This is a genomic window from Planktothrix sp. PLAVEN19ND, assembly GCF_057220675.1.
The window spans coordinates 3,650,243-3,673,320 of record NZ_CM170132.1 but is presented as its reverse complement, the minus strand read 5'-3'; the positions used below and the strand labels follow the sequence as shown (position 1 = coordinate 3,673,320).

Here is a 23,078-nt window from a genome sequence, read left to right as displayed (position 1 = left end):
GATTGATAACTATAACCCATTACTCATTACCTGACTTATTTACTAATAACTGAAAAAGATGATTATTAAAGAAACAACCTCCCTCATTACTCGGGATGGAATTCGACTAGATGCGGACATTTATCGACCCGATACGCAGGAAAAATTACCCGTTTTATTAATGCGACAACCCTATGGGAGAGCGATCGCCTCTACCGTTGTTTATGCCCATCCAAAATGGTATGCTCAACGGGGTTATATTGTAGTTATTCAAGATGTGAGAGGACGGGGAACCTCGGAAGGCGAATTTAAACTTTTTACCCATGAAATAGAGGACGGGTTAGATACTATTAATTGGGTTGCTAATTTTCCCAATAGTAACGGTCAGGTGGGAATGTATGGATTTTCCTATCAAGGATTAACTCAAATTTATGCCGCTTCTGGTCGCCCGAAAGCATTAAAAACCATTTGTCCGGCGATGATGAGTCATGATTTATATAGGGATTGGGCCTATGAAGGGGGGGCTTTTTGTTTATATGCCAACTTAGGATGGGCGGTTCAAATTTCTGCCGAAACAGCCCGATTAAAAAGGGATGAAATAGCCTATAATTCTCTGTATCAAGCCTCTCGAAATTTACCTTTTTTTGATCCCATTCCTGCTAGTCCAGATGTGTTAAAAATCTACGATCCAGATTCATTTTATCATGAATGGTTAGCCCATGATCAACCCGATGAATATTGGCAAAATTTATCTCCCAAATTAGATAATTTAGACTTACCAATGCTGCATATTGGAGGATGGTTTGATACCTATTTAAGAGGAACAATTAATTTTTATCAAGAAATGGTCAAGCGTAGTCCCTCCTCCCAATATTTAATTGTTGGCCCTTGGGCGCATCTTCCCTGGGGGAGAAAGGTCGGGTCTGTGAATTATGGGTTAACCGCATCAACCTTTATTGATAGCCTCCAAATTCAATGGTTTGATACTTTTTTAAAAGGCAAAGAAAACCCAATTTTTAATCAAAATCAGGTTTGTTTATTTGAGATGGGAAGTCAAGAATGGCGACAATTTCAACAATGGCCGTCATCGCCCTCCCAGATTTATTATTTATCAACCAATGGACTAGCAAATTTACGAGAAGATGGGGGAATTTTAACGCAAAATTGTCCTAATAATTCTCAAGAAGATGTCTTTGTTCATGACCCTTGGCGTCCAGTTCCCGCCCTCGGAGGTCATGCCATGTATCCCACGGGTTCCTTTGACCGTTCTAGCTTAGATTGTCGCAGTGATATTGTTACTTATACCTCGGAACCCTTGAGCCAAGATTTACATTTAGCCGGGGATTTAGCGGTAGAAATTTATTGTACAGCAGACAAACCGACGTTTGATTTATGTGCGGTTTTATCAGAAGTTAAACCAGATGGAACTGTCTATAATTTTAGTCAAGGATATCAACGAATTACTCCCATTAAATCTAACACAAATAATGATTTTAGTCAAGATAAAAATACAAATTATTATCAAATTAAATTGCAGCCTACTTGTATTAAAATTCTTCAAAACCATTGTTTACGTTTAAGTGTCAGTGGGGCTTGTTTTCCAGCTTATCCCGTTAACTCGGGAACTGAAAAACCTCTCAATCAAACCCATTTAATGGAGCATGAAATTATCACGTTAACGATTCATTCTGGGGGTAATTTCCCCTCAAAAATTATATTATCAAATCTTTCACCCCCCTAGCCCCCCCTTGGTAATCTAGGGGTAACCGGATTATCAAATCTCCCATTAAAAAGGTTCATTTTAAAGTTCCATTTCCCTCGCTTAACAAGGGGGGCTAGGGGGGTCAACTTTCAACACATTAATATTTTGATAAAGTTGATTCAGATATTTTTCCACCTCTGGAGGTTTAGCCGTAAACCCCACATAAAAAGCTCCCGGTTCCGCCGATTTTTCTAGGACTTTTGCATAAATATCATCACTCCATTGTTCTGATTCTAATTTAATATTAAGTTTTAAATTAGCCAATGCCCCAGGAATAATATCATTATTTGCCTCTGTAATAATTAAACCTCCTTTTTCCGATAATTCCACTAAACTTGCCATTAAAATACTGTCGCTGATATGTTTTCCTTCTAAAATAAAATATTGTAATAAAATAGGAGTCGGAATCGGATAAAAATGCTGTTCTTGTTGAGAAATAAATAGATTATAGTTCCCTAAAATTCCTCCCACTTCATAAATAGTAATCGGCTTTTTGACTCCCTTGGGTTGAACTAATTTTTGATTTTCAATCTTAATTAAATCCCGACCCGCTTGATTTAATGTCATTTCAGAGATTAAAATTTGTCCTCCGGTTGTATAGGATTCAATCCTATAGGTTAAATTAACTTGACTTCCTACAACCCCATATTTTGTGCGTTTTTCTGAACCAATATTTCCCACCACAACTTCCCCCGTATTAATCCCAATTCCCATGTCTAAAGGAGATAAATTCCACTTTTGTAATTGTTCATTCACCCTTTCCATGGCTAATTGCATCGCTACCGCACAAGCAATCGCCCTTTGAGCGTCATCTTCCCGTAAAGTAGGAGCACCAAATAAAACTAAAATTCCATCCCCCATAAACTCATCAATGGTTCCTTGATAGGTGGTAATCACATCAGCCATGGAGGATAAATAAAAGTTTAAAATTTTAACCACTTCTTCAGGCTGTAAACGTTCAGAAAGAGCCGTAAATCCGCGTAAATCCGAGGTTAAAATGGTGATTTTTCGGCGCTCTCCCCCCAGTTTTAAACCTTCGGGTCTTTCTAATAAATTAGAAACAATTTCAGCGCTCAAATAACGGCCAAAAATATTCCTAATATCCGAAGCAGAACGGGCAATATAAGCGGTAATGGCGATGGCTGAACCCGTTAAAGCTAAAAAGGGAGGAACCACCGGAATCCACCATCCTTGGATAAAGAAAAGATAGGTACTTCCTAGTAAAATTCCCGTGGCTAAAATTAAAATTGAAACTTGTCGAATAATTAATAATTGTACTTTAGCCGTTGCCCGAAATTTCCAGGTTAAAATTGCTCCGGTTCCCGACCAAATAAATATCCAAATCCATTCTAAAGCATCGGGTAACGTCTTAATTAACGGACGACTATCTAAGGCTGCACTAATAATTTGACTGGCAATATGAGCATGAACTTCCACCCCGGCCATGCGTTGGTTCGCAGATAATGTATAGGGAGTAGACATTAAATCTTTGAAACTTTCCCCGACGGAACCGATTAAAATAATTCGATTTTCTCCCCAATCTTTAGGCAGTTTATCGGTTAAAATATCCTGAAAAGAAACGATCTCAAAACTACGATTATATCCCCGATAATTTAAAAATATTTGATATCCTCCAGCATCAGCCCGCACATAGCCCCCATCATTTTTAGTCAGGGGTCTAAAAATAGTATCTTTAAATTTCCACCAATTATTAGTTCCCGGGACGATTTCCGGTGCAATCCCTTGAGCGTCTAAATAAAACATCGCTAAAAACAACCCCAAACTATATACTGGTTGTTTTTGATCATTTTTAACTACTAATAATGCCCGTCGAATAATATTATCTTCATCTAAAATTAAATCATTGGCTGCTACTCGATTTTTTTCTTTTAAAATTGGAGGTGCCGCGACGGATTCTAAGGATTTATCCCCTACAACTTTTTCAATTCCTAGTAAATTAGGAGTTTCTGCTAAGATTTTAATTAACTGTTTATGACCGGGTTCAAAAGGTAAATCTCGATAAATATCTAAGCCAATAACCGTGGGTTTCATGGCGACCAATTTCTTGATTAATTGAGCATAAATCTGGTCAGGGACATAACCTTGGCCAATATATTTCATATCGGCTTCATCTAACCCTACAATCGCAATCCTTTCATCCCTGGGTTCCGGGGGACGTAGACGCATATATTGGTCATAAACAGCCCATTCCCAGGACTGTAAAATCCCGGAAAAACGCAGTAGAATTACCAAACCTGCCATAACTGGGGTTGTAATCCAAACACCACGCCACTCCCACACTAATTGTCTGATTTTTGCCCTCATTAAGCTTATTTTAGAATATATGCTTTACCTTTCTAGGGTTTAGATTGATGATCGGAATTACTTACCGTTGTTTCTGGTGCAAAGGGAGCTTCTGCAATCTGTTGATTAATTTTAATAGAAGTGAGAAACTCTTTCCATAATTCCGGTTCAGCGTTTCGTAACTGAGCCATGATCATTAAGGTATCTTGCCAGAGGTTTTCCCGAGCATAAAGTTCAGCTTTTTTTAAGGGGCTTTGAGCTTTTTCTATTTCATTTTTGAATGTAGGATTGAGTTCATTTCGCTGAATAGAAACCTTCAATGTATCAATAAATTCTTGTTCTTCTGTTCTACAGGTAATCGAAAACATCCATTGATATTGACTTCCAGTTTCTAAACTTACAGTTTCAGGGAGTTGAATCTGTAAAATACTCGGTTTTAAAGGGAGTTGCACGACCGTCGTGTAAACATCTTTGCCCTGTTGATTAATCAGAACAAATTCACCGGTTTTTACCTTAGATTCGGGAACATAGACAAAAAATGTGGGATGAGCAGAAACCGTTAAAGTCTTCTGACTGGGGACTAAGGCGGTCATTTTTGTATTTCCTATGCCACACTCACTGGCAGAAAGGGTTTCGCCCCCTCGGGTTCCTCCCCCAGCCGTACTCACTGGCCCATCTCCATCGGGTGGGGGCGGAAATTTCAAACTGATTTGCATGGGGGTATTGACGGGATTGCTCACCGGTGGAGCCATAGTCGCTAGACTCGCGGTGGTCGGTAACAGAATGCCTAAAATCAGACTCAAAAAACCAACAGACTTGATAACCATGAGATTATGCCTCTTTAAATATCTATTGTAATGATCCCTAAGATGCAATATCTGGATCAAAAAATCTATGCCCTCTTTTTTGGTGAGTTTCCACACCAAATCAGTAGATGACGGGGACTTACTCCTCCGAGACTGTTGAATCACTTCAGAAGTTGCCAAAAGGCTATAAATATTGCTGTTTTCACGCAGACCTGCGAAATCTGGGATTGAGGTCAATCCACGATCAATCAAAGATATGATAAGCTATTCTAAGCAGTATTATTTTAAAAAAGACACCTAAAAGATTACCGAGGAGGTTGTATAAAGATTAGATTCCTGAACTCAAATAAATAGAAAATAATTCTGACTAATCTTGTCCCGATCTAATTTCTGTTGGCTATTCCATAATAATGATCATATCATAGATAGATTTAATCTTGAATTCCTCGCCATTCTCCTTGTAAAGTAAACCCTGACCAATAGTAGGGAGGTACCCATTCCGAATCGTTTTGCATCTGAATTTGAGCTTGTCGTAAAGCCGCCCCAGGAGCTAACCCCTTCTCTAATATTCCTTGATAAAATTTAACCATTAATTCGGCTGTTGATTGATCATCAACTTTCCATAAACTCACCACCACTCGACTTGCTCCCGCATACATAAATCCTCTGGTTAAACTGACTAACCCTTCCCCTCTGATCTCCTGACCTAATCCCGTTTCACAAGCACTTAATACCACTAATTCTACAGGTAAACTCAGGTTAAAAATGTCATACAGTCGTAAAAATCCATTCTGAGATTCTCCATTTTGATTAACTAGAGAAAAAACCAAACCCGATAATTGAGGATTTTCACTATTGAGTAAACCATGGGTAGCAAAATGCACAAAACGGTATTGACTTAATTGGGGATTTATTGCGGTTTCTCGACTAGCATTAAAACCCACTTCTTGTAAACGATATTCTTCGGGAACTAAGGCTAAAATTTGGGTAGCTTCCTCTTGAGTAAAGGGTAAACGATCAAATAAAATTCCCGATTCTCTGGCGGAACTTTCTAAATCTGGGGGAAGCACTTTCAGTGCTTGAACAACAACGGATTTTAAGCGCTCATCTGTGGGAGCAAATACGGGATCAGCTAATACAGCTAAGAGTTTTTCTGCGGGTTTCCGATTTTGATTTTCTCCCCGCATAATTCCCAAAACTGAAGCCGAGGGTAGGGTTAATAATTCATGATTTATAATTAAAGGAATAACCTCGCTCTCCCTGGAAGTTTCGGGTTCGGGAAGGGCAGCAAAAGGAACATATTGTAACGCACCATCGGCAACAATTAATAATCGTTTATTTTTTAAGGATGGAATTAAGGGAAAAGCAATTTGAGTCAGGGCTTTTCCCGTTTCTTCGTAGAGCGATCGCCGCACTCTTTTACTGGGTGAAATTAGATTATCTCTAAAGGTTTTAACGGCGGCTTTAATAGTTTCTTCTGGGGGTAATTCATAACTTTGGATAGAGTTAAGAGTCACCGCCCATAAATAACTGCGTTCTTTCCCAAGAGAATATTCTAATAAAACCGTCTGGTCATCTAATAACTTTTGAATCCCAGTTAGAGTTAAGGGTTGAGGTTGAGTTAAGGCGGCATAATGGGGATTATTTACCCGAATGGTATCTAAGACTTGACTATACTCTTGGAGTAAGGTTTCAATTTCTTGGTTAAGTTCCTGTTTCTGTTCATTGGTATGGGACTGACTTAAAAGTTTAACTCTTTGTTCTTCTAAAGTCGATAATTTTTGTTTTAAGGTTTGTTTTTGAGTTAACAGTTTTGGGTCAACTCCAGAGGTCACTTCTCCTTGAGCTTGAGCTAAAATATCTAATAGGGATCGAGCCTTTGCCCGTTCACTAATTTGTAAGGCTTTTCCATCCCATCCCTGATTGGGTTGTTGTTGATTTAGTTGCATTAACAAATCAATATAGAATTGGTAATAATCCTGTTTAGATGCCAAAAAAGAGGCTCTTAAATCTTGATTATTAATCTTGGTTCGTAAATCTTCAATCAGGGTTAAAACCGTTTCCATTTGAGCGATCGCCTCTGGAAAATTACCCTGTTTTCGTTCAACTGTTGCCACTCGATACCGAGATAAAGCTTCTTTTGGGCGATCGCCAATTTCCTGACGAATTTTTAAAGATTGATGATATAATTCTAAAGATTTCTCTAACTTGTTTTGTTGAAAATAAATAAACCCGATATTATTTAAGGTACTGGCTTCTCCGGTGCGATCGCCAATTTTTTGCCATAAATTTAAGGCTTGATTATAGATTTCTAAAGCTGAATCTAATCGATTTAAATTTGCATAAACAAAACCAATATTATTCAAGGTTGCGCCCTTGCCTCGCTGCACGTTAACCGCCGCACTATCCCCAAATTTATTAATGACTTCTTCCCATAAACCCAAGGCTTGTTGATTATGCTTCAGGGCTGCTTCAAACCGATTTAACTCAGATTCCACCTGGGCAATATTATTTAAAACTGCCGCTACATTTGTAGGGTTTCCTAAAGGCTTAACCTCAAGCAATGCTTGATTATAATAATTTAGAGCTTGTTGAAATTCCCCTAAATTAAAATAAATCAAAGCCATCTCATTTAAAGTGGCGATCTCTCCGGTTTTAAAATTAGTTTTTTGCCATAAAGGAAAGGTTTGATTTAGAGTATCTAAAGCTTTTTGATACTCCCCTAATTGACTATAAATCTTAGCAATAGAAATTAAGGTTGTGGCTTGGGTTTGCAGGTCTTCCAGGGTTTGAGTTAAAACCAGCAATTGATTATAACAATTAATCGCCTGGGGATATTCTCCTAAATTACTATAAACAGAACATAAAAAATTTCGAGTAATCGATTCTTGCTGGGGGTTATTCGCTTCTCGCCACAGACGTAACCCTTCTTCCCACTGTTGAATCGCCCCCCGAAACCCCGCCACTGTCCCTTCTCGATAGCGTTTCATCCCTTGATTAAAAATATCTTCCGCCTTAGAATTAGGATGAATCATTTCTGCGGATTGTCCTTCACCTGCAATCGCCGGGACAATAATTCCTGAAACCCCAAAAGACCCTAGAATTAGGAGACAAAACCAAATCCCAAAAAATTGATTTTTGCGTATATTAATGTGTATCATGAGTCAATTCCTAGTTAAAATAAAATCTTGAGAATGAGGTCATTAAAGGTTTACGATTAATTATACGGATTATTTTAACCTGATCCGTAATCAAGAGTTTCTGATCGTTGAAAGTTTCTCATTTTCTACTTAACTTATGTTCACTATTCCTATTTTTTCTACATCAATTGTTGGGTTTCCAACCTCCTCGTAATCGGAAACGAAATCTAACAGGTTTCATCGCCGGATTTTTTCTGGTTTTGAGTCTGGGACTCTTTCAACTACCAACTGTTGCCCAAATTGATCTGGCCATCATTCAAGAAATTATTGATGGAGATCAAGTTTTTATTCAAGACAATCTAGCTAAAGTAGAAGACAAAGCAGAATTTGGACAAGTTGTGGTGACAAAAGACTCTCGCGCTGGAGTTCTGTTTAATAATGGGGCGTCGGGACGAATGGATACAAATTCCAAGATTACCGTAGGTCAATGTGTCGAAATTCAACAGGGAAAAATCTTAGTTAGTGGCCCGGTTAATGGATGTGTTGCTGGATTTACTGTTGGTGTTCAAGGAACAATTTATATCCTAGAAACCACCGATGGAAAAACCGGTAATATTAAAGTTTTAGAAGGGACTGTAGAAGTAACTTCTGCCGATAAAACTGGAGAAATTATCAAAGTAACTGAAGGACAAAAACTACCAATTTTAAAAGGAATTTTAAGTCAAGTTATTTCCATGACATCGGAAGAAATCGCCTCCATTTTATTAGGTGAATTATTCACGGGTTTTAATATTCCCGTCACTCCAGAAGGGGCATTATCTTCTGTATGTTCCCGTCTTTTACCCGGGTTTACCTGTTCTCAAAATGGGATTCCAACCCCGGCAATTCCCACTCCCCCAATTCCTACTCCTCCAATTCCACGTTTACCTTTCTAAATCTCTATTTAATGATTCATGAAAATGACTCATGGTTGCGTTCCTGTGCGGGTGCAAAAAGTTGATATTGGAGGCATATCATCATCAGCCAAAAAGCAAAATTAATATTTTACTGGTGACGAGTTTCTGATTCAATGATAGAATCTATAACTATAAACAATTGTACTGAAAAATATGACCTCATCTCATCCAGAAGATAGTCTAATTATGACTGAATCGACTCATCCTTACGCTGCCCTGATAACTGAACTATATCAACAGGCGATTAAATTTCAGGAAAGTGAGAATTTTAGCGAAGCGATAACTTGTTACCAAAAACTAATTAATATTGAACCTAAATTACTCTTAGGATATCAAAGGATTGGCAGTCTTTCCCTAAAAACCCAAGAATTTGAACAAGCAATTACAGCCTATCAAAAATTGATTGAATTGAGTCCGAATGAATTTTGGGCTTATAATAATTTAGGAGAAGCATTGCTGAACTTACAGCGATGGGAAGAAGCTATTCCTATTTATGAAAAAGCGATTCAAATAGACCCGAATTGCTTTTGGGGTTATAATAGTTTGGGGGAATGTTTAATTCAAACTGGACAACTAGAAAAAGCTATTCCTATTTATCAAAAAGCGATTGAATTAGACCCGAATTTTTGGGGAGTTTATCAAAAATTAGCAGAAGCATTAACCACTTTAGAAAAATGGGAAGAATCCATACCCATCTACCGCCAGGCTATTGAATTAAAACCCGACTTTTTTTGGTCGTATGTAAGTTTAGGAAAAGCCTTAATTCAGTTAGAAAGATGGCAAGAAGCGATTCCCATTTGTCAACAAGCAATTTCTATTGATCCTAATTTCTTTTGGTCTTATATTAATTTAGCCGATTCCCTATTTAATTTAGAAAGATGGCAAGAAGCTATTGAAGTTTATACCACAGCCAATCAAATTAAATCGGACTTCTTTTGGTCTTATAAAAATTTAGGAGATGCCTTGATTCAGTTGCAGCACTGGCAAGACGCTATTCCGGTTTATCAACAAGCCTTAGAACTCAATTCCACTGAACCCTCCTGCTATTATAACCTAGGTTTAGCCTATCTAAATTTACAACAAAAACCCGATGCTATTTCTTGTTTTAAAACCGCTTTAAAACTGAATCCAGATTATAGTTTAGCTCAAAAAAAATTAGATGAAATTATTGAGATTGATCCTACCCCATCCCCCCATCAACTCGAACCTATTGACTGGTTAAAATATTATCCTAAATCGGGACAATCTCCCTCCTATTGTTTACCTAAACCAACGACTTTAGGCAAAAATCCCCAAACCGGAAAATGGCAATTTCCCGTTCCTCCTGAACACTTAAGGTTAGTTTTTGTAGAGAATGAAGAATATTATCTCAACTCAGGAAAAACGCAAGTTCAAGTCATGTTAAGTGTATTGCGAGAGTGTGGATATTTCCTCAAAACCGGAAGCCGAATTTTAGATTTTGGTTGTGCCTCGGGACGCATTCTTAGGGAGTTAGCAGATTTATCAGATATTTGTGAAATTTGGGGAACGGATATTAGTGCCGATTGTATTGCTTGGTGTCAACAAAATATGAGTCCCCCCTTTCATTTTTTTGTCGGCACAACCCTACCCCATTTACCCTTTGAAGACCGCTATTTTGATTTAATTTATGCGGGTTCAGTCTTCACCCATATTGACGATTTAGCCGATGCTTGGTTGTTAGAACTCCGTCGGATTTTAAAACCCGGAGGACTAGCTTTTATTACAATTCAAGAACGTTATATTTTTGATAAAATCAAAGAATCTCCTGAAGTCTGGCTTTCTAATAATAATGTCTGGCCTCCAGAACAAAAGCCAGACTGTATTCAGAACTATTTTGAATATATCAATCAAGATTTTGCCATGTTTACCCTAGGACGGGATACGCGATCTTTGGTTTTCTATGATGTGAATTGTTTTCGCGAAAAATGGCAACCCTTTTTCCAAGTTTTAGCGGTTAAACAAGAAGCCTATTATTGGCAAACAGGAATTTTATTAAAGCGCCTGTAATTTATAGTAGGGGTAATTCATGAATTACCTATTACCCCTTACCCATTCGTAATTCGTAATTCATAATTCATGAATTACCCAACGCTGTCCCAAATACCTGTGTCCAATAGTGGTTCCAATTTTCCAACCCCGTATCATTTTCTAAATAGAAATAGCCAATGCCAATTTCAGCGTAATTAGGGTTAAGCAAGTTCTCCCGGTGTCCTGGACTATCAATCCATCCCTGAACCACTTCCTCGGGGGTTTGATACCCTGCACCAATATTTTCACCGATAAAGGAAAAAGTGTATCCCTGGTCTTGGGCGCGGGTTGCGGGGGTGGAACCATCTAAACCAATGTGGTTAAAAAAGTCTTGCTGCGCCATATCTTGACTTTGTTCCTGGGCGGCTGCATTTAACTGAGTGTTCAGAGTTAGGGGGGGTAAACCATTTTGACTGCGGAAATCATTAGTTAAGTCTAAGACCTGTTGAACAAAGTCAGAGGCAGGAGGAGAGATATTCTCTTTTTTCAAAGTAAATCCCTGACCGATGAAATCACTGTCCCGTAAGTCCGATGGCACAATCCCATCCAGAAGGGCCAGTTCTTCGTTGGTGGCACTCACCACCAGGCGAGTTTGATTACTTCCTACCGCTTGGACTTGCACCTCACCTACGTTATTGGGCAGTTGAATCAAATCGATATTCGGTTCAAAATCCGTAATCCAGTCTCGCCCTTGACCCTGTTGTTGTAGCAAAAACACATCCTGACCACTTCCTCCGGTGAGGGTATCAGCCCCTAAATCTCCTGATAGGGTATCATTTCCCCCTTCTCCGTTCAAGACATCATCGGCTTTCCCCCCAAATAAACTATCAAACCCCTCACCCCCAAAAAGGGTATCGGCGTCAAGGTTGCCAAACAGGACATCATTCCCTGCTTCTCCTTCAAGGATATCCCCATCCTTACCCCCAAATAGGGTATCGGAACTCTCCCCACCCCATAACTGATCAAAACCTGTGTTCCCTAAAATTAACTCATTATCACCCGAACCGAATACAGTATCGTTGCCATCGAGTCCTAACACCCCGGCGGGATAGTTGGATAACTGCCCTGGGAACAGGGAAATCAATTCAGAGGAGTTATTCCCGACTAAAGCGCCAATAGAAGAATCTGGAATTAAAGTCATGGTTGTACTCTTTATAAAACTTTATACAACAGTAAAATTATTAGCTTTTATTATATCAAATTATTTTTTATAGAGAGTTAATTTTTGTATTGTTTTTATCTATAATTTTTTGTATTGTAGAGGTTTAGAGAGTAAACCCCTACAGTTTCTTTACAATGCTCAATCTTCAGATGTAACTCCTAATGCTCGTAATTGCGCGGCTAAACGTTCCGCCCGTTGAGCTTCCATTTCTGCCCGTTGATATTCAATTTCCGCCCGTTCATTTCCTGTTAATAATAAATTCCCTTGACTATCCCACCAACGCAACCAAGGCAATTCTACATTTTGATATTCACCTTGCCAAATTCCTAATTCAACGCCTAGACAACCAATAGGATAGTGTCCTCGTTCATTTTGGGGCAAAGGTTGAAAGCGATTTTCAACCAAATGATACACTTCAATACTGGATTTTTGCACTTCATAAATCCCATAAAACGCTGGATGAATCACTTGCTCATAAACCCAAAATTTACCTGGTTTTTTACCTTCTGATTCCGCCGTCCATAAAGAGGTTTTATCCCGTTCTTCTGAACCATCTCCAGAGACAAATTCTAAAACAATTAAAGGGGCAACATATTCCTGCCAAAGCACATAGGAACGTCGCATTTGACCGTTTAAACTAGGGGGAACATTGGCAACATAAAACCAATCTGGTGCTTCCGCTCCCCGTTGAGGTGGGTCAGTCATGCGCCAATAAATCCCACTATCTTGTCCAATACAATAGTATCCATCGGGATGAATTTTTTGCAGAATTGGGTTAATAGAGTCGGTCAGTAAAATACTTTGAGGATGTTCTTGAAAATTTTTCACAAATGTACCGTCTGAGTCGGGGAGTTCTGTATGGTCAGGTAGGTGAGTTGTGGGTTGTTCGGAGGGAAAGGTTGTTGTCATAGCAGCATTTAAAATTGGGTTAATTTAGCATAACAAAATTATTAGATAAGCTGTAATACCCAACTCCCATTAAAGTTAAGAAGAACGGCGTTTATCTGGAATTGGTAAGCCATATAGGAATAAATGTAAAATCTCTAAAGGTGTCATAGGAGGACTATGAATCATAAAATCATCACTACTAGGATGGACATGAAAGCGCATTCCTCGTTCTTCATTATTATGATTGGGTAAATTGAGATCAAATCTCAAAAATTTTGCAGGACAATTTTCGGGAAACCTAATCTCAAAATTAAACCCAATAACTTCTGCTGGTTTAGGGTTTTCATCAATAAAAATAGCAAAATCAAACCAGCATTCATCACATCGCTCAAAATGGGGGACTTCTCTAAGACATCCAAAATTCCGCTTTCCTCCTGTAATCTCCCAAATTTTTTTCTTTCCAGTTTGTTGAGGATTAACTAACTTTAAAAGGTTATGAATTTCAGGGATCTTAGTTAGTAAAATTCCTTCATTATGGGCTTGAGTTAAACAGTTTAAAATTTCTCCCTTTAAATATTTAGCACTATTTACCTCGTGGGGTGTAGCTTCCCAAATTCGCTGCTGAACTTGTTTACAATTCTTTTCCCAGTTGTTGTTATTGTCCAATTAAATCCTCCCTATTTAAAAGAAGAAGCCATTCACCATATTCAGGATCAGAAGGTAACTGATTTTTTTCGGCTTTTGTAATAATTTCAATATCGGATAATCCTGACCATTCTCGCAGTGATTCTAATCTTTTTTCTCGTTCCTCATCTGTTAAAAATTCTACTCCGGCTTGAAAACTATAGATCCTAGAACCCAGCCAACTAACAAAATTAGGCGCATAGGTTAACATCATTTTAGCTGAATCAGGAGAAACAATCACAACTCCTCCGTGTTTTTCTTGATTTAATCGACTTCTAAAATAATCGAAATTATACCATTCCTCCTGATCCCAATATTCTAATCCAAAAATGATTATAAATTCTTCTGAAACATTTTGAATTTGATGATTGAGTTGCTTAATTCCCTCCTGACCAGAAATCGCTACAACGTTGTAGCCTGTAAAAATACTAAGGGTTTCTTCTAAATCTTCAATCAGTTCTTGATGCTCAGAATTATTTGCTACAATCGCTAACCAAATATTACTCTGGGGATAAGTGGAAATTCGCTGTAAAATTTCATCAAGGGATATGAATGTAATCATTTAAAATATCCTAAACTAAGGATGGATGCAAAAGCGGTAAAATTGTCGGATGCACAGCATAGCGTTTTTCAGGGTACTGATATTCTAAAATACGCTGAGTTACTAATAGTTTAATTTGTTCATCTGTTGTGGGAATAAAATTTTCAGATTGTGAGGCTATCATTAAATATTTAAGATCATCTTTGGAAATTCTATATAATTTTTGTTTTCCCATTGAACGAACAGCATTTCTAACATCATCTACTTCTAATTTCATACTATTTGATGCTAAATAAGCTTCTTCAATCGAGGCTTGTGTTAAGTTGATTAAATCGCGCAAAACACCCCCCGAATATTGAATTAATTCCTTTAAAGCTACTTCTTCTATAAATTCTTCAGAAGAACGACTATAAAGAATATTTTTAAAGAATTCGTAAGTTTCAGGATCATTTTTGACATCAAAGCAGGGTTGATGGTAAAAATAGTTAATGGATTCTAGGATATTAGGTTGATAAGAGCTATAAGTTGCTAAAAGAGGCTCAACGAGAACAACTCCTATCCCCATATCAGAAATAACTTGAACATCTGTTGTCACAATTTGGGAAAATGTTTGAGTATCATTTAATCTATCTAAACCATCAAATAATAAAACTAGATTTCCATAGATAGATTTTGCTTCTTCACTGAGTTGATTAACCGCCTCTATAAACAGCTTTATATCAGATAATTCTTGAGATTTAACGGGAATAATGCCTTGACGTTCTACTACTATCTCATCTTCATCATTTTCATGATAATAATCATAAGGATCAACAGTTTCTTGATAACCAAATGCTTTTTTAATAATAAAATTTCTATTACCTTGTGTTTTGATATTTTCGCTATCTTTTGTTAATTCAGCAAAAACTAATCCTGCGATCGCAATTAATACTTTAGATGAAATGACTGTTAAATCCGTATATAAACTCACATCAATATAGTGAGCATAGGTATCTCCTATTTCGTTGATTTTATCTTTTGCAACTAACAATTGAGTCGTTTTTCCTGAACCAATTCCTCCCGCTAAAAGATGGGTAGAAGCCGGACGTAGAGCAATTCGATTAGCGAGAGTATTCGCTAATGAATTTTGAGGTTGATTGACGTAATAACCTCTAGCAATGGCTTTCTGAGGATCAGCATTAGCCTCAAAAGCAGCCATTTTTTCCCTAAATAACTGAAGTCTGTTAGACATAATTTATTCGTCTCAAGGATAGGGATTGCCATTGGCATCAGGGTTGCATTCTTAAATTATATATCATATCTCCTCAATTAATGATCAGGTAGAGACGTTAAATTTAACGTCTCTACCTGGGTTTACTAATGAATTAACTCAATAGCTCGTTTCGTCAACGCCTCAGAAGTAATGCCATTAAATGCCATTAACTCCCCTGCACTAGCGGTGGTTTCGCCCCGTTTCCAAGCGAAAGTATCCCGCTTAGAATTGCTGCGTAACATAATCGGTTCTAACATCAAACTAGAACCGCCTGTTACTCCAATTAACGCATCTCCAGCAAACAGTTGATTAAAGGTTTCATCACTGGCAAAATCGTTATCCGGTTCGGAACAAGTCTCAGATAAAACATCGTGAGAACGATATAAACGCCGGGGGTTAATAATAGAAACAATTCGCACCCCAATTCCTTCCGTTTCCAAAAATGCCGCCGCTTCAAACACCGGAATTAAGGTCATATCCCCAATTACCGCAAACACAACGGTTTTATCCCCCGCAACTTCCTGTAAGACCACAGCCCCATCTTTTAACCCTTGACGAGTTTGCTCAAACGTCGTGCGGATGGGTAAGGGGGACTTACTGGCGGTGATAATAATGCTCTTATTTTTGGTGGTTAAAGCCCAGTCATAGCACACTTGAATGCTATTGGCATCGGGGGGAAACACAGGGAAAACATTACCACTCCGCATCATGGCGGCGAAATAAGCCTCGATTTCAGGCCGTTGGTGTGTCCAACCATTCCGACCCTGTTCCAACGCTCCGGCGGTGAATAAACACACCGTTGAGGGGGTAGCCCGCCGCAACTCAGCCATAGCTTGGGCGACGGTTTGTAAAACTGGCACACCGTTAATCGCAAAAGACTCATAGGAACACCATAAAGTTCTGGCTCCTAATAAGGACAATCCCACCGCTAACCCGGCACAAGCATCTTCACTTAAAGGTTCATAAACTTGCCCCTGGGGTTGTTGGAAATAAATATTATCCGTTGTCGGATGAATAATCTTTAATCCCTGGTTAATATTGTTAATTCCAGAGGCTGCATTGCCATCAGCATTGGTAACAATAAAATGGGGATCTTTTTGCCCCACATGAACAACTAATGCCCCCATTGCGGTTGTGGAAACCTTGGGATCACCGCCAACCGGATATTCTTCTAAGGGTAATTCACCCAAATCTGGTAAGTGGTAATCAAACTCCGTGACAACGGTTTTAGCAGCCGGGCCACCACTGGAACGTTCTAAATTTGTCCGCACCAATTCCCAAGCCGTCACAGGTAACGCCCGTTGTTTTAAAGCGTTAATAATATGGGGACTATCTAGGGTATCTCCCGGATAAAGATTATGGGATTTTGCACCCAGGGCGTGAACTCCGGCGCCTTTCAATTGTTTAATAATAAACACGGTTAATTGACCACCCAAAGCTAATTTTGCCGCTTTATCCATGGCGACTAAAATAGCTTGGGTAAATTCAATCCGTTTATTAATAGAAAAAGCCGTACTATCAACATAATTACCCGGTTGATTTTGGTCATCAAAATCCTTGGCATCGACTAAAATCACTTCTGAAAATCCATTCCCTTTCCAATAGGCAATCATTTCTGCATTGGTTTTCGTCGAAACCATGCTATGATGCTCCTGACTGTAACCATTCCATACCAACACAGGCAAGAAATTAGTCACTTCAGGATAGGCAGTGTGGAAGTGCATCATGCTACTCATGGGGTAGGGTTCCCCCATGCCCCCATCGCCAAGAGTGAAGGGAAATAGCACATTTCGGTGCAACAGGGCGGCGGCCATAGCAAAATGTTGTCCCTGTCCCAAGGGCCCGGCGGGGTTGAGCAGGCCGGGAATAAAGCCGGAAAGGTGGCCCAGGAGTCCGTGTTTTTCACGGAAGCGATCGCGCAATTGTTGGACAGTGACAATTCCCATCTCCTCCAGGGAGCGATCCAAGAAGACCGCACTGTAAAACCCTGGCGCATGGTGTCCCACTTCCGTCATAATATTTTTATGACCCAGCATCACCAAGGCAGCGTAGGCTTCGACACTGGAGGCAAATCCCCCCGGGTGTCCCGAGGCTTTACTGGCGGTGATTTGTAAGGTTAAATACCGCAGGGCATCGGCATACAGTAGGGTTTGATAGGCCGCTTTAGGATCATGGGCATCGGCAATTGATACAGTATTTTCAGCAATAATTGGGCTATTCCCATAGCGGTCAAATTCAGGGAAACTGTCTTTAAAATACTGAATTCCTTGACAAAATTCTGGTATTGTTGTTGTCATGTTTAATCCCTTCTCGGTAATTCTGATTTTTTGAGTTAATATTTATTTTACAATTACTTGTCCCGAAAAATGATAGTATTTTTGAACTCGGGAAAAAAGCTCTAATCATTGATTAAAATAAATAGATATAAAACCAATCTATGGTTCGGGATCTGGGGAATATTGAAACCCTATTGTAAATTTTTTCTATATCGTTACCATAGAATAAAGTCTAACCTGATTTGATCATTCTAAAACTTTGATGATGAATACACAACTGCCTCCCGCATCTTCCAGTCCAGATTTCTTAGAAAAAGTCTATTGGATTGCTGATCCCCTAGATTATATGGATACCCATGCCCAAAAATATGGGGATATCTTTACTAATTATATTTTGGGGAAAAACACCCCGTGGGTTTTTGTAAGTCATCCCCAAGCTATTCAGAAAATTTTAACTGATGATGTTTTTGAAGCTCCAGGTTATTTTAACAGAATTTTAGAGCCTTTAACCGGAGATAACTCTATGTTTCTGTTAGAAGGCGATCGCCACAAACGAGAACGAAAATTATTAATGCCCTCTTTTCATGGGGAAAGAATGCGAGATTATGGGGAATTAATTACGAATATTACCCATAAAGTCATCGGTCAATTCTCGGAAGGACAGGCTTTTATTGCCAGAGAAACCCTGCAAGAAATTTCCTTAGATGTGATTCTAAAAGTGGTTTTTGGGGTCTATGCGGGAGAGCGATATAGTCAGTTAAAATGTTTGTTATCGGGAATATTAGACGTTTTTAAATCTCCTTTTAGTTCTAGTTTTTTATTCTTTCCTATTTTACAACAGAATTTAGGCCATTGGAGTCCTTGGGGATATTTCTTAAAACAACGCCAACAAATTGACGAGTTATTATATACAGAAATTCGAGAACGTCGTGAAAACCCCGATGAATCTCGCAAGGATATTCTGAGTTTAATGATGACAGCTAGGGACGAAGAAGGCAACCCGATGACAGATCAGGAATTACGAGACGAATTATTAACGTTATTATTTGCCGGACATGAAACCACCGCTACGGCGATGTCCTGGGCATTATATTGGATTCATAATCAGCCAGAAGTCTATGAAAAATTAATCCAAGAGCTAAAAAGTTTACCCCAAAATGCTGAGGGAATGGATATTTTTCGCTTGCCCTATTTAACAGCAGTTTGTCAAGAAACATTGCGAATTTATCCCGTTGCAATGCTAACTTTTGCCAGAGAAAATCAAGAATCAGTGGATTTAATGGGTTATCAACTACCACCAAAAACCCCAGTAGTTGGCTGTATTTATTTAACCCATCGACGGGAAAATTTATATCCGCAAGCGGATCAATTTAAACCCGAACGCTTTTTAGAACGTAAGTTTTCTCCCTATGAATTTCTTCCCTTTGGTGGAGGTAGCCGTTTATGTATAGGAATGGCTTTAGCTCAATATGAAATGAAGTTAGTTTTAGCCACAATTTTGTTGAATTATGAATTAAATTTGTTGGAAAAACAACCTGTAAAAGCGGTGCGTCGAGGAGTAACTTTAGCCCCAAAAGGTGGGATTAAAATGGAACTCTTAAAAAAGTGTCCACAACTGCAAAAACCATAGCATATCAGGGGGTTACACTAGGTAATGATTGACTGGCATCCCAACAGACCCCAAAAAACCAGACAAATTCCCCTGAGATTACTATTGATTGTCCCCTTTGTCTTGCAAATCGTGGGAGCAGTAGGACTGGTGGGTTATTTGTCTTATCGCAGTGGACAAAAAGCTGTAGAAAATATAGCACAGCAATTAATGTCAGAAATCGGCGATCGCATCGATCAAAATTTGACCAATTATCTTTATAAACCTACACAAGTTATTAGAAATAATGCCACTGCCATTCAACTCGGGCTTCTCCCTTGGCAAAATTTAAAGATGATGGAGCGATATTTTTGGAAACAACGAGCCATTTTTAATGAGTTGGGTTTCTTTAGCTATTGCTAATGAGAAAAAAGAAATTTTAATTGTTCAAATAGATGATGATGGTTCTCCGGCTGTTCGTATCCGTGATCGATCAACAAATTATAAATTTAATACTTATCAGCTTAATGATCAAGGGAAAATAGTCAAATTAATTAGAAGTAGCTTGTATGATCCCCATAATGATCCCCCTAATAACCCTTGGTATAAAAGCACAAAAAAAGCCAACCGTTTAATTTGGAGACTCAATGTTTCACGAGTTAGACTTAATCACTCTAGTCTAATTGCTGTTACTTTTATACCTTTTTATGATCAGAATAATACCTTTCAAGGAGTTTTAGGTGCTTCTGTTTCTCTTACTCAACTGGGAACTTTTTTAAAAAGTCTCAAAATTGGTAAAATGGGTCAGGCTTTTATTATAGATCGAGAAGGATTAGTCATTGGTACTTCTACAGGTGAAATCCCTTTTATTTCACGTTTATTGGCACCTAGTACGGAAGAAAATTGGCGTAAGAATGATGATCCGTCCCAACGGCGTTTAAATGTTCTGAATAGTAATAACTTAGTTACTCAAAAAACAGCAGAGTATTTAAAAAAAGAATTTCATTCTTTTGCTGGAATCAAAACCAAACAGGAACTTAGTCTTCTGATTAATAATAGAAAATATTTTGTGCAAATTGTTCCCTTTGATTCTGAGAAAGATTTTGATTGGTTGATCACAATAGTTATTCCTGAAGATGATTTTATAGAAAAAATCAAGGCTAATAACAGAATAACATTTTTACTTTGCTTCTTGACTTTAGTTATGGCTATAGGGTTAGGAATTATTACATCAAATTGGATTGCTACACCCATTAAGCGTTTAAGTCAAGCTAGTAGTGCGATCGCTAGTGGTGAATTGAGTCAGGTTGTTGAGATCGAGGGAGTTTCCGAGATCGAAACCCTGGCCGATTCCTTTAATCACATGGCCAGTCAGTTACAAACATCTTTTGAAACCTTAGAAAATCGGGTAGAGGAACGCACAGCCGAGTTAGTTATTGCGAAGGAAAAAGCCGAAGTTGCCAATCAAGCCAAAAGTACATTTATTGCCAATATGAGCCATGAATTGCGCTCGCCCCTGAATGCCATTTTAGGCTTTTCTCAATTAATGGTAAGAAGCTCCAATCTTCCCTCTGACCAATACGAAAACGCCGGAATTATTTATCGGAGTGGCGATTATCTATTAACCCTGATTAATAATGTTTTGGATTTATCGAAAATAGAAGCCGGAAAAACCACATTAAATCCGACTCATTTTGACCTGTATCAGTTGTTAGATGATTTAGAAGATATGCTAGACTTACGAGCCAGTAATGCCGGATTAAAATTAATCTTTCAACGAGATGAAACTGTCCCTCACTATATTTGTAGTGATGAAGTTAAATTACGTCAAGTGTTAATTAATTTACTCAGTAATGCGATTAAATTTACCCCCAAAGGCGGAATTACCTTAACCGTTTTTCAGGACGAAGAAGACTCAATGGACATTATTACCTTAAATTTTAAAATCCGCGATACGGGAGTGGGAATTTCCGAGGCGGAATTACCGAAACTCTTTGAAGCCTTTAGCCAAGCGCAAGCCGGAAAAGAAAAGCAAGAAGGGACGGGTTTAGGATTAGCCATTAGTCGGAAATTTGTCCAATTAATGGGGGGAGATATTGCGGTTGAAAGTGAATTAGGAAAAGGCACAACCTTTAGATTTCAAATTCAGGCAAAACCCAGTCAAAATATCAATAATGAACCCACAAAAACCAAACAAAAAGTATTAGAATTAATACCAGGTCAGCCGATCTATAAAATTCTGACGGTTGATGATAAACCAATTAATTGCAAATTATTAATTCAGTTGCTTAGTCCGTTAGGATTTGAGTTAAAAGAAGCCAGGAATGGACTAGAAGCGATCGCCATTTGGAACCAATGGGAACCCCATTTAATTTGGATGGATATGCGAATGCCTGTGATGGATGGTTATGAAGCGACTAAATATATTAAATCAACGACAAAAGGCAATGCTACAGCGATTATTGCCTTAACAGCCAGTGTATTAGAAGAAGAAAAAGCAATTGTGCTTTCGGCTGGTTGTGATGATTTTATTAGAAAACCTTTTACAGAAGATCATATTTTTGAGGCTCTAGCTAAACATTTAGGAGTAAAGTATATCTATGCAGAAACACAGCCGATCTTAAATCCCGTATTACACGATCAGCTAACCTCCGATGCGTTAACAGTAATGTCTCGGGACTGGATTTATCAACTTTATAAAGCAGCACTGGAAGCCGATGTCCAAGTTGTGATAAAATTAACCACAGAGATTCCAGATACAGAAATTCCTCTAATACAATTTTTAACAAAAGCAGTGCGTAAATTTCAATTTGAGCAGATAACTGATTTAATTGATCCCCTGATCAATGATCAATAGCGATTTTCCCAAGCTTTCTAGGACAAGAGATTTGGCTGAGTGTAAAAAGAAATGATCTCCGGGAAACATTTCCACAGAGAAAGCCGAGTTGGTTTGTTCTCGCCAAGCTTCTAGTTCCAAGGCGTTAGGTTTCAAATCTTCTAATCCACCAAAAGCAGTAATTGGACAATCCAGAGGCGGTGCGTCCTTGTAGGAGTAAGTTTCAACTACCGAAAAATCGGCCCGCAGAGTAGGAAGCAACAGTTCCATCAACTCAGCATTTTCTAGTACCGCTTCCGGTGTACCATTATAGCGACGCAATTCCTTGATAAATTCCGGTTCTGGTAGAGCGTGAATTTGCGGAGTGCGATCGGGAATTTGCGGAGCGCGGTATCCCGAAACAAACAGGTGTAATGGACTTTGATTATATTCTTTGCGAAGTAGCCGCGCCAGTTCAAAGCTAACTAATCCACCCATACTGTGACCAAAGAAAGCAAAAGGTTTAGTCAGGTGGGGAAAGATGGCCGGGCCCAGAGTCTGTATCAGAGGCTCCATTTGGGTAAAAGGAGTTTCCCGCAGTCGAGAACTACGTCCAGGAAGTTCGAGCGCACAAATCTCAACCGTTGAGGGTAGACTATCCAACCAAGAGCGAAATATCACAGCCCCACCTCCGGCATAATGGAAGCAGAATAGTCGTAATTTAGCTTGAGGATTAGGCTTCGGATATGTTACCCAGGAGTTAGCAGTTAGGGTGGGATTGGGTTTTAGTTGGTCTGTTTGCATAAATTTCTGTTTAGTGGAACTTCAACAAATTTTAATCTAAACGAAGCCTAAAGTTGTCAATGGGAGTAATTA

16 protein-coding genes are annotated in these 23,078 nt (G+C 38.7%); 6 read left to right on the top strand and 10 right to left on the bottom strand.

Annotated elements, in window-relative coordinates:
- Positions 1-58 precede the first annotated feature (58 nt).
- Positions 59-1,720, top strand: a complete 1,662-nt coding sequence (locus AC2D3N_RS15820) for a CocE/NonD family hydrolase (RefSeq protein WP_079681579.1) — start codon at positions 59-61, stop codon at positions 1,718-1,720.
- An 81-nt stretch (positions 1,721-1,801) separates the two neighbouring features.
- On the opposite strand, the gene AC2D3N_RS15815 is transcribed toward AC2D3N_RS15820, so the two are convergent.
- From AC2D3N_RS15815 to AC2D3N_RS15805, 3 genes are all read right to left on the bottom strand, one after another.
- The gene (locus AC2D3N_RS15815; RefSeq protein ID WP_079681578.1) at positions 1,802-4,066 is read right to left on the bottom strand and encodes a CHASE2 domain-containing protein; all 2,265 of its coding nucleotides are present in this window, start codon (positions 4,064-4,066) and stop codon (positions 1,802-1,804) included.
- Between the two features lie 32 nt (positions 4,067-4,098).
- Positions 4,099-4,872 carry a DUF928 domain-containing protein gene (locus AC2D3N_RS15810; RefSeq protein WP_484691450.1) on the bottom strand — a complete coding sequence of 258 codons (774 nt, stop codon included), beginning with the start codon at positions 4,870-4,872 and terminating at the stop codon, positions 4,099-4,101.
- Positions 4,873-5,282: 410 nt separating this feature from the next.
- Complete coding sequence (locus AC2D3N_RS15805; RefSeq protein ID WP_484691449.1) at positions 5,283-8,012, bottom strand: CHAT domain-containing protein; 2,730 nt, start codon at positions 8,010-8,012, stop codon at positions 5,283-5,285.
- A 170-nt stretch (positions 8,013-8,182) separates the two neighbouring features.
- Here AC2D3N_RS15805 and AC2D3N_RS15800 point away from each other — a divergent pair, with 170 nt between their 5' ends.
- Together AC2D3N_RS15800 and AC2D3N_RS15795 are read left to right on the top strand one after the other, a co-directional pair.
- Entirely contained in the window at positions 8,183-8,926 is a 744-nt protein-coding gene (locus AC2D3N_RS15800; protein ID WP_484691448.1) for a FecR family protein, read from the top strand.
- A gap of 174 nt (positions 8,927-9,100) precedes the next feature.
- Positions 9,101-10,975: a tetratricopeptide repeat protein gene (locus AC2D3N_RS15795; protein WP_484691447.1), complete on the top strand. Its 1,875-nt coding sequence runs from the start codon at positions 9,101-9,103 to the stop codon at positions 10,973-10,975.
- A 67-nt stretch (positions 10,976-11,042) separates the two neighbouring features.
- On the opposite strand, the gene AC2D3N_RS15790 is transcribed toward AC2D3N_RS15795, so the two are convergent.
- The 6 genes from AC2D3N_RS15790 to AC2D3N_RS15765 form a co-directional block, all read right to left on the bottom strand.
- Positions 11,043-12,137: a CAP domain-containing protein gene (locus AC2D3N_RS15790; RefSeq protein ID WP_079681575.1), complete on the bottom strand. Its 1,095-nt coding sequence runs from the start codon at positions 12,135-12,137 to the stop codon at positions 11,043-11,045.
- Positions 12,138-12,296: 159 nt separating this feature from the next.
- The gene (locus AC2D3N_RS15785; protein WP_484691446.1) at positions 12,297-13,067 is read right to left on the bottom strand and encodes a Uma2 family endonuclease; all 771 of its coding nucleotides are present in this window, start codon (positions 13,065-13,067) and stop codon (positions 12,297-12,299) included.
- Positions 13,068-13,142: 75 nt separating this feature from the next.
- Positions 13,143-13,712 (bottom strand): hypothetical protein, encoded by a 570-nt coding sequence (locus tag AC2D3N_RS15780; RefSeq protein ID WP_484691445.1) that lies wholly within the window; start codon positions 13,710-13,712, stop codon positions 13,143-13,145.
- Positions 13,702-14,292: a hypothetical protein gene (locus tag AC2D3N_RS15775; RefSeq protein ID WP_484691444.1), complete on the bottom strand. Its 591-nt coding sequence runs from the start codon at positions 14,290-14,292 to the stop codon at positions 13,702-13,704. The genes AC2D3N_RS15780 and AC2D3N_RS15775 overlap by 11 nt, the downstream gene beginning before the upstream one ends.
- Before the next feature lie 10 nt (positions 14,293-14,302).
- On the bottom strand, positions 14,303-15,502 hold the full coding sequence (locus tag AC2D3N_RS15770; protein WP_484691443.1) for a hypothetical protein: 1,200 nt from the start codon (positions 15,500-15,502) through the stop codon (positions 14,303-14,305).
- Positions 15,503-15,627: 125 nt separating this feature from the next.
- Positions 15,628-17,820 carry a phosphoketolase family protein gene (locus tag AC2D3N_RS15765; RefSeq protein WP_484691442.1) on the bottom strand — a complete coding sequence of 731 codons (2,193 nt, stop codon included), beginning with the start codon at positions 17,818-17,820 and terminating at the stop codon, positions 15,628-15,630.
- A 244-nt stretch (positions 17,821-18,064) separates the two neighbouring features.
- On the opposite strand from AC2D3N_RS15765, the gene AC2D3N_RS15760 reads away from it, so the two are divergent.
- The 3 genes from AC2D3N_RS15760 to AC2D3N_RS15750 are packed head-to-tail and all read left to right on the top strand — an operon-like array spanning position 18,065 to position 22,244.
- Positions 18,065-19,429 (top strand): cytochrome P450, encoded by a 1,365-nt coding sequence (locus tag AC2D3N_RS15760; protein WP_484693766.1) that lies wholly within the window; start codon positions 18,065-18,067, stop codon positions 19,427-19,429.
- 24 nt (positions 19,430-19,453) lie between these two features.
- Positions 19,454-19,810 carry a hypothetical protein gene (locus AC2D3N_RS15755; protein ID WP_484691441.1) on the top strand — a complete coding sequence of 119 codons (357 nt, stop codon included), beginning with the start codon at positions 19,454-19,456 and terminating at the stop codon, positions 19,808-19,810.
- Positions 19,782-22,244 carry an ATP-binding protein gene (locus tag AC2D3N_RS15750; protein ID WP_484691440.1) on the top strand — a complete coding sequence of 821 codons (2,463 nt, stop codon included), beginning with the start codon at positions 19,782-19,784 and terminating at the stop codon, positions 22,242-22,244. The genes AC2D3N_RS15755 and AC2D3N_RS15750 overlap by 29 nt, the downstream gene beginning before the upstream one ends.
- On the opposite strand, the gene AC2D3N_RS15745 is transcribed toward AC2D3N_RS15750, so the two are convergent.
- Positions 22,215-23,006, bottom strand: coding sequence for a thioesterase II family protein (locus AC2D3N_RS15745; protein WP_484691439.1), 792 nt, complete (start codon positions 23,004-23,006; stop codon positions 22,215-22,217). The genes AC2D3N_RS15750 and AC2D3N_RS15745 overlap by 30 nt on opposite strands.
- Positions 23,007-23,078: the final 72 nt, after the last annotated feature.